This is a genomic window from Kiritimatiellia bacterium, assembly GCA_028715905.1.
Classification (GTDB): domain Bacteria; phylum Verrucomicrobiota; class Kiritimatiellia; order JAAZAB01; family JAAZAB01; genus JAQUQV01.
In genome coordinates, this window is sequence record JAQUQV010000053.1 from 1 (window position 1) to 16131 (window position 16131).

Annotated in this window: 13 protein-coding genes and 1 tRNA gene; 2 read left to right on the top strand and 12 right to left on the bottom strand. The window is 54.0% G+C overall.

Features of this window, described 5'->3' with window-relative positions; genetic code table 11:
* Positions 1 to 179: 179 nt before the first annotated feature.
* Together PHP98_09575 and PHP98_09580 are read right to left on the bottom strand one after the other, a co-directional pair.
* Positions 180 to 341, bottom strand: a complete 162-nt coding sequence (locus PHP98_09575) for a type II toxin-antitoxin system HicA family toxin (protein MDD5483879.1) — start codon at positions 339 to 341, stop codon at positions 180 to 182.
* Positions 292 to 465: a type II toxin-antitoxin system HicB family antitoxin gene (locus PHP98_09580; GenBank protein ID MDD5483880.1), complete on the bottom strand. Its 174-nt coding sequence runs from the start codon at positions 463 to 465 to the stop codon at positions 292 to 294. The genes PHP98_09575 and PHP98_09580 overlap by 50 nt, the downstream gene beginning before the upstream one ends.
* Positions 466 to 614: 149 nt before the next feature.
* Here PHP98_09580 and PHP98_09585 point away from each other — a divergent pair.
* A tRNA-Gly gene (locus tag PHP98_09585) sits at positions 615 to 689 on the top strand.
* 546 nt (positions 690 to 1235) lie between these two features.
* Positions 1236 to 2558: an ATP-binding protein gene (locus tag PHP98_09590; protein ID MDD5483881.1), complete on the top strand. Its 1323-nt coding sequence runs from the start codon at positions 1236 to 1238 to the stop codon at positions 2556 to 2558.
* An 831-nt stretch (positions 2559 to 3389) separates the two neighbouring features.
* Here the strand turns inward: PHP98_09590 and PHP98_09595 are convergent.
* From PHP98_09595 to PHP98_09640, 10 genes are all read right to left on the bottom strand, one after another.
* Positions 3390 to 6581, bottom strand: a complete 3192-nt coding sequence (locus tag PHP98_09595) for a right-handed parallel beta-helix repeat-containing protein (protein MDD5483882.1) — start codon at positions 6579 to 6581, stop codon at positions 3390 to 3392.
* Complete coding sequence (locus tag PHP98_09600; protein ID MDD5483883.1) at positions 6578 to 6742, bottom strand: hypothetical protein; 165 nt, start codon at positions 6740 to 6742, stop codon at positions 6578 to 6580. The genes PHP98_09595 and PHP98_09600 overlap by 4 nt, the downstream gene beginning before the upstream one ends.
* Complete coding sequence (locus PHP98_09605) at positions 6739 to 8277, bottom strand: hypothetical protein (GenBank protein ID MDD5483884.1); 1539 nt, start codon at positions 8275 to 8277, stop codon at positions 6739 to 6741. The genes PHP98_09600 and PHP98_09605 overlap by 4 nt, the downstream gene beginning before the upstream one ends.
* Before the next feature lie 19 nt (positions 8278 to 8296).
* On the bottom strand, positions 8297 to 9376 hold the full coding sequence (locus PHP98_09610) for a hypothetical protein (protein ID MDD5483885.1): 1080 nt from the start codon (positions 9374 to 9376) through the stop codon (positions 8297 to 8299).
* A gap of 31 nt (positions 9377 to 9407) precedes the next feature.
* Positions 9408 to 10256 (bottom strand): sugar phosphate isomerase/epimerase, encoded by an 849-nt coding sequence (locus PHP98_09615; protein ID MDD5483886.1) that lies wholly within the window; start codon positions 10254 to 10256, stop codon positions 9408 to 9410.
* Positions 10253 to 11530: a DegT/DnrJ/EryC1/StrS family aminotransferase gene (locus tag PHP98_09620; GenBank protein ID MDD5483887.1), complete on the bottom strand. Its 1278-nt coding sequence runs from the start codon at positions 11528 to 11530 to the stop codon at positions 10253 to 10255. The genes PHP98_09615 and PHP98_09620 overlap by 4 nt, the downstream gene beginning before the upstream one ends.
* 1 nt (position 11531) lies before the next feature.
* On the bottom strand, positions 11532 to 12662 hold the full coding sequence (locus tag PHP98_09625) for a uroporphyrinogen decarboxylase family protein (GenBank protein MDD5483888.1): 1131 nt from the start codon (positions 12660 to 12662) through the stop codon (positions 11532 to 11534).
* Between the two features lie 93 nt (positions 12663 to 12755).
* Complete coding sequence (locus PHP98_09630) at positions 12756 to 13574, bottom strand: sugar phosphate isomerase/epimerase (protein MDD5483889.1); 819 nt, start codon at positions 13572 to 13574, stop codon at positions 12756 to 12758.
* Between the two features lie 277 nt (positions 13575 to 13851).
* A complete protein-coding gene (locus PHP98_09635; protein ID MDD5483890.1) occupies positions 13852 to 14745 on the bottom strand; it encodes an AraC family transcriptional regulator in 894 nt (297 codons plus the stop codon).
* Positions 14746 to 14795: 50 nt separating this feature from the next.
* On the bottom strand, positions 14796 to 16131 hold a 1336-nt coding region (locus PHP98_09640; GenBank protein ID MDD5483891.1), incomplete at its 5' end, for an MFS transporter.

Below are 16131 nucleotides of genomic sequence, written 5' to 3' on the forward strand. Positions count from 1 at the left end.
CTCCGCTTGCCGGAGCCCTCTGAAAAAGGGTCGCGGCAAGCACGACCCCTACGTTTCTTCCGCGACAAGCGCGGAGACTGCAATTGCCAGCAAGGCTGAGGGGTTACATTTTGCTTGCCGTCTTTTCCGGTGCAGAAGGGCCGTTGCCGGCCACGCGCCGTTCTTGTCAGACGGCATGCTTATATCAATCGGCAAAACTCATCAATTGAAATATCAGTCTGGCGGAGGATGGCGCGAAGTGTGCCCCGATCAAGTTCTTTATGATCCGGAACAACCGTCTGGGTAAAGGGATTATCCCGGCGAATAATGATGTGACTTAAGCGCAAGGATATAACCTTCAATAGCTTCTTTGATGTTTTTAATCGCTTCCTCCCTTGTCGCCCCCTGAGAAATACAGCCGGGCAGACTGGGACATTCCGCCACCCAATATCCATCTTCTCCTGGAAATATTAAAACTTCTCTCATGTTTTATATCCTTTTTTCAAAAGACTCTTATCCGCAAATAATACCATCCGGACAGATTTTTTGCAATTTTTTTCGCGATTTTTTTGGGGCAAAATAGTATTGCATAAAAACGGCGGGTATGGTAGAAATTAAATATCTTTTCAAGCCAAGCGAGCGTAGCTCAGTGGTAGAGCTCCACCTTGCCAAGGTGGATGTCGAGGGTTCAAATCCCTTCGCTCGCTCCACCCATTCATTATCTGCTGTATTATCAGGCAATTGCTTCGTTCAGGCATCCAATGTTTTCAAGCTTGTAACCACGTAATAGCGGCTGAAGCGACCTGCCCTGTAAGTCAATATGGTCGGCTAACCGCGGCAATATTCATGATACCCGAATATTGCACGAAAATCGTGCAATATTCGGGAAAGAATAATAAATTTTAGGGCAATTACGAATATGTTTTCATAACTTGTGTGCCATATTTGCCCCTAGAACGATTTGAAATATTGGGGCATATCTGAACACCACTGGATGGTTTTGAGAGGTCACAGGCATTTTACAAATTTCGTGGGGCAAGATAAAAGGGCGTCATTATTAATGCGAAGTATTTTTCGGCTTATTTTGAACGCTTGCCTAAAAATAAGATGGCGGCGTTATTATGGGACGGACGGAATAAATTGCAGGGATTGGTAAAATCCTCATCAAATAATCATGTTTAATAAATTCTCTTTTTTGGTTGATTATATCGCAACTTCTGTTACTGTAATGGCGGTTACGATAAAGGACAGCAGCTATGAAATTCTATGACCGCCAAAAAGAAATAACCGAACTGCAGAAGATGTTTCAACAGTCCGGTTCTTCCGCCAGAATGACTGTCTTGACCGGCAGAAGACGGGTTGGAAAGACCTTGCTTGCCCTGGAATATGCCAGTCGCCATAAGTTCATCTATTTATTTGTGTCGAAGAAGTCCGAGCCTCTCCTGTGTGCAGAATTCCTTGATGAAATAAAAAAGCATTTTGATGTTCCGGTCATCGGAGATATCAAAGCCTTTAAGGATATTTTCGCCCTTCTGCTGGAGATTGCCAAAAAAGAGCACTTTACATTGATTGTCGATGAGTTTCAGGAATTCCAGAACGTTAATCCTTCTGTTTTTTCTGAAATCCAGCATTTATGGGATTTGCACAAAGCCAGATGCAAATTGAACCTGATTTTTATCGGCTCAGTTTATTCGCTCATGCATAAAATCTTTCAGGAATCAAAAGAGCCTTTATTTGGAAGATCCGACAGGGTTCTTCTTATTCAACCTTTCAGAATCGGCGCCATTCATCAGATTTTATCAGACTACAAAGCGCATGATGTTCAGTCGTTGTTCGATATGTATGTGCTGACCGGGGGCATGCCCAAGTATCTTGACCTGTTCATTGAAAATGAAGCCCTTTCCTTCAGGACGATGGTGGATTTCATGCTGGATGCCAATTCGCCGTTTATCCATGAGGGCAAAAACCTGTTGATAGAGGAATTCGGCAGGGATTACGGCACATATTTCTCAATTCTGGAACTGATTGCGTCAGGAAAGACGGCCAGGTCGGAAATTGAATCCTTGTTGGAAAGCAACGTGGGAGGCTATTTGGACAGGCTGGAAAAGGATTATGCCATTGTCTCCAAGCATAAGCCCGTTAATGCCAAACCCAATTCACGGTTACAGAAATACAAGATTACTGATAATTTCCTGAATTTCTGGTTTCGGTTTATCTATCGGAACCGTTCGGCAGTGGAAACCGGCAATTTCAGTTATGTGGGGGATATTATCCGCCGCGATTATGCCGTTTATTGCGGCCGAATGCTGGAGAATTTTTTCCGTGATTTACTGGCAGACACCGGACAATTCAATCAAATAGGCTCATACTGGGAACGGAACAATGAGAAAGAGATTGATATTGTTGCCGTCAATGACCTGAAAAAAGAAATCACGCTGACCGAGGTTAAGCTGAATAAATCAAAAATCAACATGGCTCTTTTGGAGAAAAAGGCTGAAAATCTGCTTCAAGACTACAAAGGTTATAAACCTGTCTGGCTGGGATTGAGCCTTGAGGATGCCAAAAAATATCTACCTTGAATTCATTTTTCCAACGCAATGGTGTTAAATTGTCCAAGAAAAATATTGGCCGGGATGGCAAGAAAAGGAAGAATAGGAATTTAACCTTTACTAGTTTTGTAAAATATCCCGACTCGGCAGGAAGGTAGACGAAGAACAGTCCTGATTGATTTTATCCAGACAATCATTAAGCCATCAACGACTTACAACAACAGGCTTGACATGAATTTCGTAGTGTATGAATTTTGATTGAAGGCATTTTGTAACCCCTCAGTTATGTGGGTGGATGGCAATTCAATTGGCCAGTCTTCGTAGGGGCCGCGCTTGTCGCGCGCCCGTCTTTATTGAAGAGGACTTCGCAAGCGAAGCCCCTACGGTTTCTCTCTCCCCCTCAAAACTGAGGGATTACGGCATTTTGAAAAATTACCTTGCCAAGGTGGATGTCGAGGGTTCAAATCCCTTCGCTCGCTCCCAATCTTGATCCATATATCTGGAACTGAAATTGGCTCTTTTACAGACTTGTTACCTGAATTTTGCGCGCTTTGCGTGCAAAATTCACAGGTAAAGCTCTTCGTTCTCCATTCGCCCAGCAGGCCAAGCCGGATGTCCAGCCCCGAATAGGCAAGAATGATTATTGTCCCTGCGGCAGCAATTTGAAATACAAGAACTGCTGCGGGAAGAATAAGGCTTGATTATTTCTTTGCCATTCTCGCCGCCAGTGTTGAACTTTCCCCTTGATTGAACTTGATTTTGCCGTGACCGCTTTGGAGAAAATCAAGGCGCTACAAAGATGCAAGCGGAGCGGCGACAACGTTCAACCCCGCATTTTATTGCGCCGCCATATCTGCCTCCTCATTCAGGTTTCTTTTCCGTTTCCTTTCGGCAGACCGGCAAGGCGCCGATATTCGCGCCGTTTTCGCCGGCGCCGATATTCGGGCTGTCCGGCAGCAGGCTAAAGTCAAATTCCAGCACGTTGCATTGGCGCGGATCAGCCCAGATGGAATGCTTTTCCCGGCCGGAGAAAGCCTGCCAGTCTTCAAAGGTGGAGGCGATAAGGTAGGACACACCGCGGTCTTCGGCGCGCGCGGCGGCGTCGGGAATCCACCGGTAACGCAACACGGCCGGGCCTTCCCACCCTTCTTCGTCCGGGCTTGGCGCATCATCTCTCTTCACGGAATCGCTCCAGGGCGAGCGCTTCTTGTCGCCGTACACACTCCCCGGACGCAGGAACGTTCCGCCTGAGCGCGTTAAAATGGCGACCGCCTTGCTGCCGCCTCGGGCATTCGTCAGGTTCGGCGCGGCGCCGGGGTCTCCCCGCCAATACCCATAGTTCAAATGTGTGCCCAAATTGTTGTAATCGGCATCAAATGATTTCAGTTTCAGACCGTTGGTATCAGCGGCTCCAATATTGATGAGGTAGGCATAGTTGCCGGCATAATTGATGGAATTGTTCCGGACAACGGTTCCCTGGATTGAGGAACCATTAAAACAAAGGCCGCCGTGGGAAAACGCCCGAAACGTATTGTAGACCAGGCGCGCGCGCGGCGAGTCGGACAGACGCAGACCAATGTCCAGACGGCAAAGAAGGCTCCGCTCCAGGACAAAATCCGGCGATTTATCGGCCACGACGCCGATCCCGCCGACGCGTCCTTCCCCCCAGCGCAACTCATTCCATATTTTGCACTCGCGCACCGTGACATGCGGGGCATTCTCCAGGCTGACGGCGCAATGACTTCGGTCGCCGAACCAGCGCAGTTCAAACCCGGCAATCTCCACGTAAGCAGCGTTCTTCACCTGCAAGAGGGCTTTGCTCACCCGGTTCTGGCCGTCAATGACGCTTTTCCATTTATCCCCGGCCCGGATAATGAGCGGAGCGCCCGCAACGCCGCCCCGAGTGATCAGCGCGCCCTCCGGGTACACTCCGGACATAACCGTCACCTGGTCGCCGGGCAGCGTCCGATCCACCGCATACTGCAGCGTGCGCCAGGGGCGCTCCGGCGTCCCGCCGGTTTCCTCGTCCACACCCGCCGGATCAACCTGATACGTTTGCGGTTGGCCGGCGAGATGAAACTCGCCCGTGAATTCATGCGTTGTTTTTCCCTTGTGATCCGCAAGGCGGATACGGAAATACCACAACTGATTCGGATCATGTCCGGGAAACAGCGCGCCCAAGACGTGTTCGCGCGCGGCGGCCCCTTTCTCCCCGGAATTGGCGGTTCCGCTCAACAAGAGAGGCATGCCGTAATTTCGGTTGGCGCCATATTCCCCGGCCGCATGGCATTCCGCGTCAGTCAGAAAAGAAATGACCACGCCATTGCTATTGGCGCGCAGGGTCGGCCCTTCCACGAGTTTTGGCGGCGCCAGCGCCCCCCGCACGCGGATCACGCCCGGCTCGCTCCAGTTGCCGGCATCATCCGCAACGCGGATACTGAGGGGAAACACGCCGGAGCCGGCGGGCAGACGGACGGGGAAGTCCTGCGCATAAGGCACAGCCTCGCCCCACGGTTCATCGCCAATGCGCAAACGCATTTGGCTTACCCGCCCGGCGGCGTCATGAGCGCGCGCGCGCACCGGAAATTCGCGCTGTGAAACCATGAAAAGCGGCGAGGTGTCCGCCTTGTCCCTCACGGAAACAAGCGCGGGCTGTTCGCCAAGCTCAAGAACCGGCGGATTAGTGTCCTTGAAATCTTTCGGAACCGCCCCGAGCGCTCCGGCGGGCTGTCCGTTTCCGCCGCGGTTCAGGGCCGGGCTGTCCGGCAAAAGGCGAAAGTCATTCACTTCCGGCGCCGCAAACCGCGGGTCGGCGAAAATGTTGTTGCTTCCCATGCAATTCAGGCACACATTTGCGCGCATCGCCTCATTATCCGGCCAGACAATGTTTCCATTGGCCCATTGCCTGCGTCCAACGGTCTCATCGTGAGTTGCCAGATCTACGCCGCTGATGATGTTGCTACTGGCAAAAATGCGCACGAAAACCTGCCAGCTGATGCCGAACTTGTTATCCACCACCGTATTGCGTTCCACAAAACAATTACCCTGAAAGCATTTAAAAAATATTCCGTGGGTCGAAAATCCCCTGATAACATTCGCGCGGATTATGATTTCCTCCCCGGCGGGAAAATACACTTCAATGCCACAATCCTCCTGCGGATCAAGCATGGGAACCATGAAATCGTCGCGCCGTCCCCGCAGGAAAACACCCTCTTCCACCAGAACATTCTTGCCGTTAATGAGAATGCCGCAGCCGACCTCCTCGGCGCGGCAGCGCAGGAGGCGCATGTGCCGCCCGCTGATCCGAAATCCGCGCGAGCAATTGGAGGCGCGGCAGTTCTCAAAAGTGACGCGTTCGGTATTTTTGTCCGTGTAAAAACCTGATGAAAACATGCCGGACAAACTGTTCATTGCGATTAATCCGCGGACAGTCACATTCGGACGGACGATATTCAACACTCCACTTTTTATCAGACGGCCGATCCGGATGTGCTGCTCCGCCGGCGGACGATTATCCGGGGTGTGAAAATACAACGTGTTGCTCGTTAATGTGCAGGATGCCGGGAATTGTCTGACGGCAGGGAGATCGGCTGCCATGACATAACGCTTTCGCGCGGCCGCATCCCAGACGGGTGGAATCTCATCGCCTGATTTCTTGCCGCAGAACGGCGCGGCATCAATCTGATACACCCCCGCCGCCCCTTCCACCGGCTTGGCTTCGCCGGCCGGGAGGATCAGGGCGCCGTCAAGAACGGGCTCTTCGCCGTCAGCGGCCCGCAAAAGCAGCGGAGGAAGTTTTTTCGCTTCGGCGCCGTTTGGCACAGGCACGGCAAGCGCGCCGAAATACACCCCGCCATGGAACACAACCTCTGTGATTTCAGCGCGTTCGCTAAGCATCGCTTCAAGGCGTTGCAATGTACAAATGGGAGTTTCGGCCGAGCCGGACGCAGTGTCATTGCCCCGGGGTGAAATATGAATGACGCTTTCGGCCCGCCCGGCGCCCGAAAATATCAGCAACCAAAGCAGAACTGCCGCAACACGCGCTGCCCTCATAGGTTTTTACTCCCTTCTGATTCAGCTTGCACCGTTACATCCAGCCAGGCCCTGTTCGTGCCGGAAAACGACACGTAATGCGTGTCGGAACGGGCATACCAAACCCATGAAAACGCCAGCATCATCAACATAGCGAACAATTGTTGTTGCCTGCATCTCATATGTCGCCTCCTGATTCAGCGGCGGCTCTCGCCGTCACGCTTCGGTTTTCGCATTTGCGGCCCCCGCCGGCATCGCTATGCGAAGCATTGCGGGCAGGCCAGAGTTCCTTTAAAAGCCCGACCGTTTCCTCCACGATCACCTGCCCGCCTTCGGGGCCGACCTCGTTGTCGTAGGCGCCGCCGCCATACCCCTTGCCGGCGACCGCCCGCTCGGTCGGCAGGTATGTGCCGGCGCCATGACGATCCGTGGTCAGCTGAACCAGAAATGTCTGCACGGCCGGACTGCGCGCCTTGATGCGAATTCCAAAGTCGAGAAAATATTCATATCGGTTTGTCGCAAAAGCGACGTCGCCAAGTCGAATTACGTGCAATTCCATGGGTATGGCTTTGCCGCTTTTTTGCGCTTCGTAGCGCGCCAGCGCATTTTTACAGCGCCGCACGCTGGCAAAATAATGTCCCTCTGTTTTGTCGCCCGCCTCCAGTTTGACAAGGTCGGCTCGCGCCTGTTCCGCTTCCTCATCGCTGATCATCCGCCGCGGCAGTTGTATTTCCTTAACAACATGCATGAGCGGCGGATTTGTCTGAACGGCTTCCCGGACCGGCGGCAGAACTTCATCCACGGCGTTGGCCACCCTCCGCCCGATTTCCCGGCGCATGTCCAGTTTTCTCAATTCCAACATGCGCTCTTCGGCCTGCTTGTACCACAGCCGGTGCGGCGACTGGTCGCCGGCCGGAGAACATTGCGCAAGGATTTGAATTTCATCGCCGTGCCGCTTTTTTATCTCCTGCCGGATTTCATGCCAGAAATCCGCGGAAACATAATAATCCCCTTCGGTTTCCTGCGAGGGACACGCCAGATTGACCACCACGCCGGTCAATTTTTTGCCGGCATCCCACGTGTACAACAAGTCCACATAATGATCCTCGTATCCTTCAATATGACTGAACAGCGGGTCGTTTGTGCTGCCATACATCTTCGTGCGGCCGCTCGCAAACCGGCCCGGCGCCTGCTCGTTCATCCGCGCGGCGACATCCTCAAAATAGGTGGCGCGCCGGTTGTGTCCCACCACGGCCGTGCCCAGGCCAAAGCTTATGCCGCCCGGTTTTCGGTTTTCCCAGGCTTCCCGGACGGCTTCCGCCGCCCGGCCGGCAAAAAATTCGGCATATTCCGTGGCCGTCATCACGCCGCTTGGCACGGGAGGATAATGGCCTTCACTGAGACCGGGGGCGGTATGGGTATGGGTTGCGTTTAAAACAATGCGGCTCGTATCCAGGTCCGGCGCCAACCTGCTGATTGCGGCGCAGCATTGCCTGAAAACATTTTCCGGCACGGAAACGCTGTCGCACGAGACAAAAACAACCGTATTATCGGCGGAAGCTCCGCTCGTCAACGCCAGGACCGTGACCATGACCGGATCTTTCACGCCCTTTGATATCCGCATTTTAAACTGCCCCTGAAGGTTCACCGGCCGGTCCGGGGTCACGTTTTTACTCGCCCAGCCGATTTGCAGGTTGCCGTCATTTATTGCTGTCATTATAATTATCCTCCTTGATTCAGGCCCCGATCGCCTCCAGTTCCCCCAATATTTTATGCGCCTCTTGTTCATCCTTACAGCCGACATGCAGAATAACACGGTCGCGCGCGATCTTGTCCAGCAATGGCCGCACCCGTTCCGGCGGGCAGTAAACCAGAACTTTTTTGCCGGCCGCCTGAATGCGGCGAAAGAGATCAATCCAGCGCAGGGGATCCCTGTAATCCGGGTCATTCAGTTTTGTGCCGGGCACCCATTGGATAAGATGGAGTTTTTCTATGTTGAGCAGTTCGTCCAGATGGCGGATTTCCTCCGCTCCATCCAGATGGTAGATGCCATAATCCACATGATTGTAAATATTCGCAAGCTCGGGGGTTACGAAATCGCGGAACATTTCCGGGGAGATCATGACCGACATGTCGCATTGCGCGGTGATAAGCTTGCCCGGCGCCCAGACCTGCATCCAGTCAATGTCGCCTTCCTGATAACTGCGCCCGATGTCATATACTTCATCGTATGTTTGCCGCGACCAGACCATCAGGCGGTCCAACGCGGCCTTGACCGCCTCCGGATGTTCAAGCATGGCCATCATCGTTTTTTCGTTGCCGAGCAGGCCGCAGATTATGTCCATCAGGTTCGCTATGCCGCCCGCATGAGCGGCAAGCCAGCGGCCGTTGGCGCGTTCCATGGAAAGGCGCATCATTTTCATGCTGAGCTGACGCCAGCGGTTGTGCGGATTGAAGTTAAGATTCGGCAATTCGCTCCAATCCCGCAGACACGGCTCATACCAGGTCGTATTCGGCATGAAATTCGGCTCACAGCCCAGGTAAGTCAGAGAGAACATGGGACCGAAATAAACGAAATGGGTTGGAAAATATTCTCCGCCCCAGAAGGTGTGCTCCAGACGATATTCCATGTTGGAGAGAACGGCTTCCGGGTCAATATATTTGGCAGGAACATCATCGCGGATGGATTTTATCAGCGGATCCGCCGGTTTAAGAGGCGCGCTGACCTGCGCCACAACCCGGTCGGTTTTTTTGCCGGCCCACCAGGCAATCATGCGCTCGCGCGCTTCCCGGCAATCCGGTTTGTATCTGTTCATATTCGCATGCATGTCTTTTTTAACTTTCAAGTTAATCCGCTCCTTTACACGGGCGGGCATGCCTGATTAAATTGTTCAGATACCCCGCCGCCCGGCGCGTGGCTTCATCAGGCGGATATTGCTTTCCCTCGTACTCAATATTGATATAGCCTTGGTATCCGGCCTCTTTCATGGCATCCAGACACGAAACATGCGGCACAATGCCTTCGCCGATCAGGGCGGCCGCATAATGCCGGCCATCCAGACCTTCCAGGCCACCGCCCGGTCCGGCCAGGACCCAATCCTTGAAATGCGCGTGGACTACATGTGCGGCACAACGCATGAAAGACACGGATGGGTCCTCGCCGCCAGTCAAGACGTTACCATTGTCAAAAGTCAATTTCAAGCCGGGGACCTCACGGAAAGCCTCAAGCACGTCGGATGAAACGACAAACGGACTGTCTTTGCCGGGGAAGTTTTCAATCGTCATGATTATTCCGGCTTTGCGAGCAAAGTCCGCGCTTTCCTGAAGTCCGCCGATAAATTGCCGGCGCGAGACTTCCCGCGCAACGCCCGGCTTTCCCGGGGTAACCACCATGATCAGGGGAGCGCCGATTTCAACGGCAACATCTACGCCGGCCCTGACCTGATCCGCTCCGATTCCGCGCTCTTTTGCCGTGGCGGCGTTCAAATCCGCTTTGAAAGTGTAACAAACTGCTTTCTGGCCAAAGTCCGATAAAATCCGCCTGATATCCGCCGGCAAGAGATTATGGGTGGATACAACATCCACGCCGTCAATGCCCAATTCCTGCGCAACCCGGCACATGCCTTCAAGATCAAACCTGCCGTTTTTCCGCCACCCCTGCCGGGAAAACGTGTAGGACATTATTGAAAGTTTCATTTCAGAATTTTTTCTATATCCAATTTGTCCAGCTGCGTGAATACTTTTTTAAAGGCCTGCGCCACGGCTTTAACGGCCGCTTTGCCGTTTGGGGCCCGCAAGGGAGTCGTCATGCCGAAATGGGTGTCCGTATGCCGCTGGGCGACCGGGAATTTTGCGGGGTTATAATCAACAGGCTGCGTCAGGGGGCAGCTCCAGGGGCAGCCTTTGCCATAGGCGTTCCTGGCCTGGAAAACGGTCATGGCCGGCAGAATAAAACTTTGCCAGACGCCCGCCGGCGCGCCTTCCGCCTGCAGGGCCTTCATGACCGCATTCCTGAAACGCTGCGGTTCGCCGGTCCATTTTGCGGCCGGCATGTCAATCCGGCTGGTGAAATTATACCAGTTATGCTTGTGTCCCTCCGGCTCCACCGGAATTATCAAGGCCGGCAGGCCCTTCAGTTCGTCCCGCAATAATGCGCCGTTTTCCCATTGGGTTTTGAGATAATGATCCATTTTGCTCAACTGGGCCCGGCCGAACGCCGCCACCAGGTCGGAACTCCGGTACATCCAGCCCAGGGCATAGGCATGGTAATCGCGCGATTCAACGGGTGTGCGCGTTTCGCCGAACGACCACAGCATTTTTGCCTTTTCATAGATTTCCTCATTATTTGTGACAAACATACCGCCTTCGCCGGCGCAGAGGCATTTGTTCTGGTTGAAGCTGAAGGCCGCGCAATCGCCGAAAGCGCCGGCTTTTTTGCCTTTAAAGAGAGCGCCGTGCGCCTGGCAGGCGTCTTCTATCACCCGCAGTTTATGCTTCCGCGCTATTTCCAGGACTTTATCCATATTGACCGCGAGCCCATGAAGATGCACCACGACTATGGCCCTGGTCCTCTTTGTTATGGCGGCCTCAATCCTGTTGACATCAATATTCATGGTGTCAAAATCAATGTCAACAAAGACCGGGATGCAGTTGTGATGCAGAATGCAAGTTGCGCTGGATGACCAGGAATAGGCCGGCGCCAGAACGTGATCGCCGGCGCTCAAGCCGCAGCCGGCCAGCCCCATGTGCAGGGCGGCCGTGCCGCTGTTGGCAAAGATCGCGTATTTATTGCCGCTCCATGCGCCAAACTCCTCCTGAAACGCCTTGTAATTTGCGCCCGCGGCAGTGTGTTTGCCGGCGTTCAGCGACGCCAATATCATTTTACGGTCCAATGCGCCGATGGGCGGCCAGGATTTGATCAGTCCTTCGCGCACCGCTTTTTTTCCGCCGTTGATTGCCAGTTTGTCCATTTTACGATTCCTTTCGGGTTTTTAATTTCCGGGCTTCCGCAAAAATCATTTCCAGCGCCGCAAACGACAAATGGGCGCCGCCAACGTAAAAAACAACGTTCCCGGCCCTCCGGGCATCCTTGAAACGGCGGGCAACGTGCCTGCGAATCGCGTCCTCATCCATTGCCCCCAGACCGTTTGCCAGCCCGGCAATCATGGAATATCCGGGCCCGAGAATTTCCCGGCCCTCCGCGTACCCGACGTTTCCGACGGGAGGCGCGATAAAGGCATCCACGCCGTTCATTCTGGTCTTGCGGTAGACGGGGAGCAGACCGCGAATCAGGCCGCAGGAGTGGTGCATGTATATTTTGCCGTTGGCATGGCACAAGTCGGCCCGCCTGTTAATCAATTCCACGTTGAATGAATCAAACATATCAGGAGAAATAAGGGTGGTGGAGGTGTCATCCATGCCGAAAAACGCGTCTATTTCCGGAGCCGCCCGCAGCATGCCTTCGTACAATTTGAAATACTTCTCCTCCATGCAGTCAAACAATTCTTTCATGGTCCCGGGTTCATCGGCGATCATATATATCAGATTCGTAATGTCCGAATACACCCGGTAACACATTCCCAGCGGGGTTCCGTTGGTGCGGCAGAAAAGCGCCCCGCGTCCGCCCGCCATTTTCTTCACATCTTGTATCTTTTTTACCGTTTCCGGCGCCGCCCTGACGCGCAGGGAATTGAAATATTCAATGAGTTTGGGGACATCCGCGAGCGCCTTTACATACCGTTCTGTCACCATACCGGGATAGCCAGGCATCGCTTCGGAAATCTGCCGGAGTTGGCCTTTGGGTGTGGACAAGATTTTGATAAATTTTCCCTTTTCCGCCTCTCTGGTTTCAACCGAACAGGTGTCTGAAACCAGATCCGCCGGCGCAGGGACAGGGAGCAGATAATCGTCCGCGCCAAGATATTCCCCCAGTTTCAGAATATTGCCGGCGAGAGCGCCGGACGACAAGCGGAATACTTCCCCAAGCGCCTCCGGAACCCCCCGGACGGGGTTTTCATTGGAAAACAAATAAGGGCATACCGGAATCCATTGCGGCTTTTCACAGCGCAGGGTTTGCAGGAGATTTTCACGCGGACTCATCATGATTCAACTCTTTTCAATTTTCGATTTGCGATTTTGGATTTCCGATTTTTCTGACTCCGACACTCCGTTACGCCGATACTCCATACTCTCGCATCAGAACCCGTGCTTCTTCATATAGCGCATATTCATTTCCGCGCTCTGCTTGTTGGAAAAGCGCGACCTGTCAAGCTCGAGCGCGAGGAAACCGTCATAATCCACATTCTCAAGAACCTTGAAAACTCCCGGAAAATCAACCTCCCCCTCGCCGAGCTCAAGGAAACTGCTGTAAATTTCAAAACCTTCTTTTTGAGCGCCGTCGCCTTCCAGCTTTCTCATTTTTTTCACGTCTTTCAAATGCGCGAAGCGGATCCGCTCGGCGTATTTTTCAAAGACCCGGACGGGATCGCATTTTCCGACCATAAGATGGGCGGTATCCGGCCCGAAGGCCACCAGCGCCGGGTCCGTGTTTTGCATGATAAAATCAATTTCCTTTTCAAACATGACGGTTGTGTTCGCATGCGGATGCAGACAGGGGATTATTCCGTACGGCCTGGCCAGCCGGCCGAATTCGGCGATGGTGTTCAGAGCGTAGAGCAATTCTTCCGGCGTTGCCCCGCCGCCTTTTTTGCCGGCGGCCTGCACGCTGATGGTTGCGATATGATTAGCGGCCATGAAATCAAGACTCTGCCTCAGGATTTCAATGTCCTGGCCGGCGACGCCGCGCATATGGAAATAAAAACTGATCGGATAAACCTGATATTCCGCGGTAATATCCGTGAAAGCCTTCAGATCGTCCTTGAACAGTTCCACGGCCTTCTGCACGCTTTCAAAATAGCGGAAACCAACCTCTTTTATGTCCCTGATGGCCGCGGCCATTTGCTCCCGGTTTGCCAACCCCCACGGCCAGATTGCGTAAGCCAGTTTCGCACTCATGTTTTTAACCCCCGAAAAATATTACAGCGTTTCTTTCTTGCCGATAATTCTGGGGCAGAACGGAGCTTTGCGCAAGAGGAAGAAATTGTCATTTCGGGGGTTTTTTTGCCATTTTCCGGGGGCTGACGGTTACCCCGCATGATTTCAGGCAACAAGCGGGTTAAGGCAGTTTCAAACGAGGGCTTTTTCACCTCCCAGCCGCGGCTTCGCATTGGCCGCGCTGGCAACCCGGCGCGACGGGGCGGCGGAATGCAAACGGGCGCCGCTTCTGGTTCTTTCAGGGGATAGCGTCCGCCCTTTTTCCCCCGGCCGGGGCGCAGCGCGCGTCCTGGGGACTGACACCGAAATAACGGTGGAACACCTTTGAAAAGTAATTGCTGTCATTGTATCCGACGGCATGGGCGACTTCCGAAACATTCCGCAAGCTCTCGGCCAGCAGTTCCTGCGCCTTGCGCAGGCGGACCCGGGTGATATATTCCACGAACGAACAACCGCTTCCCCGGCTGAAAAGGTGCGAAAGATAAAAAGAGCTGATCTGCAGCCCCTCGGCGATCTTATCAAGGGAAAGCGGTTCAGCGTAATGCAAATCAATGTATTGCCGGGCCTTCAACAGCAGAACCTCGCCGTGATGCCGGCCGGCGGACGGCGGACGGTTTGTCTCCGGCCGCACGGCCTCGCGCAGGACCAGAAGCAGAATATTATGCGTGTAGGAATTTATCAGCAAACGGTCGGTTTCGGTGCCGGCATCCAGTCCGACCTGCATCCGGTCGCACAATTTGCCGATCTCGGCGGCGATGGACGCGCAAAAACGCGGCGCTTCCCCGGCCGGAACAATACGGAAATAATCTTTTGAAGGCGGCCAGTCAAAAAACACGTAAAATACTTCCAGGCCGACGGATAAATCAAATTCATCGCGATGCAAAGTGCCGGCGGGAATGAGCAAAGTGTCGTCCGGCCCGGCTTCAAGCCGGCGCCGGCCCATCCGCACGGAGACATTGCCCCGGATGACATGCATCAATTCGTTTGAGCCGGACCGGTGCATGTTGCGCGCCCAGACCGGGTCCATAATCATTTTGCCGATTGATCCGACAATCGGGACCGCCAAAAAGCGCTTGTCCGCGGCGGCTCGGCGCGGCCGGCCGGCGCCGGCCCGTTTTTTTATGCAGTCCATAACCAACTCCTGATTCAAAATTATCTTTTTACCGGAAAGATTCATTTTTTTCAACCGGTTTGGCCGGCCTGCATTCCCCTCGTTTCGCGGATAAACAAAGCCGCTATCAGCGAAACGACGGCCATCCCCGCGCAACCGGCGAGGATCAGCCGGTAGGCGATTGCCGGATAAACGATCCCCTGCGCGCTCGCCACGGTCTGTTCCCGGAAACAATCCATGGTCATTCCCGCCAGGTTCGTGATGACAGCCACGACAATATAGGCCGCGCAATTGGCAAAGCCCATGCTCGTTGCCGCCGCCGGGCCGGCATTCGCTTCCTTGATTGAAGACAGCACAATCGGCGAGGGGGCGGCGGCCAGCCCCAGCATGACCAGGCCGGTTGTGAGCAGGCGGCGGTCCGGCCGGCCGCACAGGGCCGTGCTCAACAAAATCACCGCGGCAAGGGTCAGGCACACGCCGGTCAAAATAATCGGTTTGCGCCGGTTGCCGATCAGGCGCGAAATAAAGCCGGAGGCCGAGGAAAAACTCGTGCAGATAATGATCATCGCAAAGGTTACGGCGGCGGCCTGGGAGGAGGAAACCGCGCAGCAATCGGTCAACATTTTCTTCCCGAGCGCGGCCTGAAAAAGAAAATACACCGCAAAATTAATCGCGCCGGCGACGGCCACCGGATAACTCAGGCGGTTTTTCAGCACGCCGCCGAGATAAAAATTACCGGGCCGCGGGGATGCCGCCCGGCCGGCGGGAAATTTGCGGAAAACGAAAAAGGCGGCGGCCAGCGCCAGAAAGCATAATCCGGCCGCAGCAAGCATGGCGGGACGCCAGCCGAAATGGCTGACGGCCCTTTCAAAGGGATATGTCCCGGCAATGCCGCCGCTGTAGCCGATAAAAAGCGAAATGCCCAGCCAGAGGGCAAAATGACGCGGATTAAAAAGGACGTCTATCTCCTTGGCCATGCTGATAAAAATCGTGCTGGCGCCGGCGGCGAGAAACGCCCGCGCCAGGTAAAGCACGGGCAACGAACCGGCGAGCGGAAAAACAATGGAAGCGCCGGCCAGAATGCTGGCCCCGACAAGCATGGTCCGCCGGCCGCCGAATCGGTCGGCCGCCATGCCGATGAAAAACTGGGCAAAGCCGTATATGTACAAAAAGACCGATCCCAGCGCCGTAATGGCGGCGGCGGAAGCGTTAAAATCGCGCTGAAGTTCGTCAAAACAAGTGCCCGGCACGGCCACGCGCTGGAAATACGAAAAGAAATAAATCAGGCACATGCTCAGGAGCAAAAGAAGCTTGCGCCATTCCTCCCTCACAAAACCAGAAAATCCGTTTTTTTCCATGATTCCGGCGCTATCCTTCTTGCGGCAATGACCGGCATATACGCGCAAA

Excerpts from the sequence above, each read along its gene's own strand:
- PHP98_09580 (MDD5483880.1), bottom strand. The coding sequence starts at position 465 with ATGAGAGAAGTTTTAATATTTCCAGGAGAAGATGGATATTGGGTGGCG.
- PHP98_09590 (MDD5483881.1), top strand. The coding sequence starts at position 1,236 with ATGAAATTCTATGACCGCCAAAAAGAAATAACCGAACTGCAGAAGATG.
- PHP98_09595 (MDD5483882.1), bottom strand. The coding sequence starts at position 6,581 with ATGAGGGCAGCGCGTGTTGCGGCAGTTCTGCTTTGGTTGCTGATATTT.
- PHP98_09600 (MDD5483883.1), bottom strand. The coding sequence starts at position 6,742 with ATGAGATGCAGGCAACAACAATTGTTCGCTATGTTGATGATGCTGGCG.
- PHP98_09605 (MDD5483884.1), bottom strand. The coding sequence starts at position 8,277 with ATGACAGCAATAAATGACGGCAACCTGCAAATCGGCTGGGCGAGTAAA.
- PHP98_09610 (MDD5483885.1), bottom strand. The coding sequence starts at position 9,376 with ATGAACAGATACAAACCGGATTGCCGGGAAGCGCGCGAGCGCATGATT.
- PHP98_09615 (MDD5483886.1), bottom strand. The coding sequence starts at position 10,256 with ATGAAACTTTCAATAATGTCCTACACGTTTTCCCGGCAGGGGTGGCGG.
- PHP98_09620 (MDD5483887.1), bottom strand. The coding sequence starts at position 11,530 with ATGGACAAACTGGCAATCAACGGCGGAAAAAAAGCGGTGCGCGAAGGA.
- PHP98_09625 (MDD5483888.1), bottom strand. The coding sequence starts at position 12,662 with ATGATGAGTCCGCGTGAAAATCTCCTGCAAACCCTGCGCTGTGAAAAG.
- PHP98_09630 (MDD5483889.1), bottom strand. The coding sequence starts at position 13,574 with ATGAGTGCGAAACTGGCTTACGCAATCTGGCCGTGGGGGTTGGCAAAC.
- PHP98_09635 (MDD5483890.1), bottom strand. The coding sequence starts at position 14,745 with ATGGACTGCATAAAAAAACGGGCCGGCGCCGGCCGGCCGCGCCGAGCC.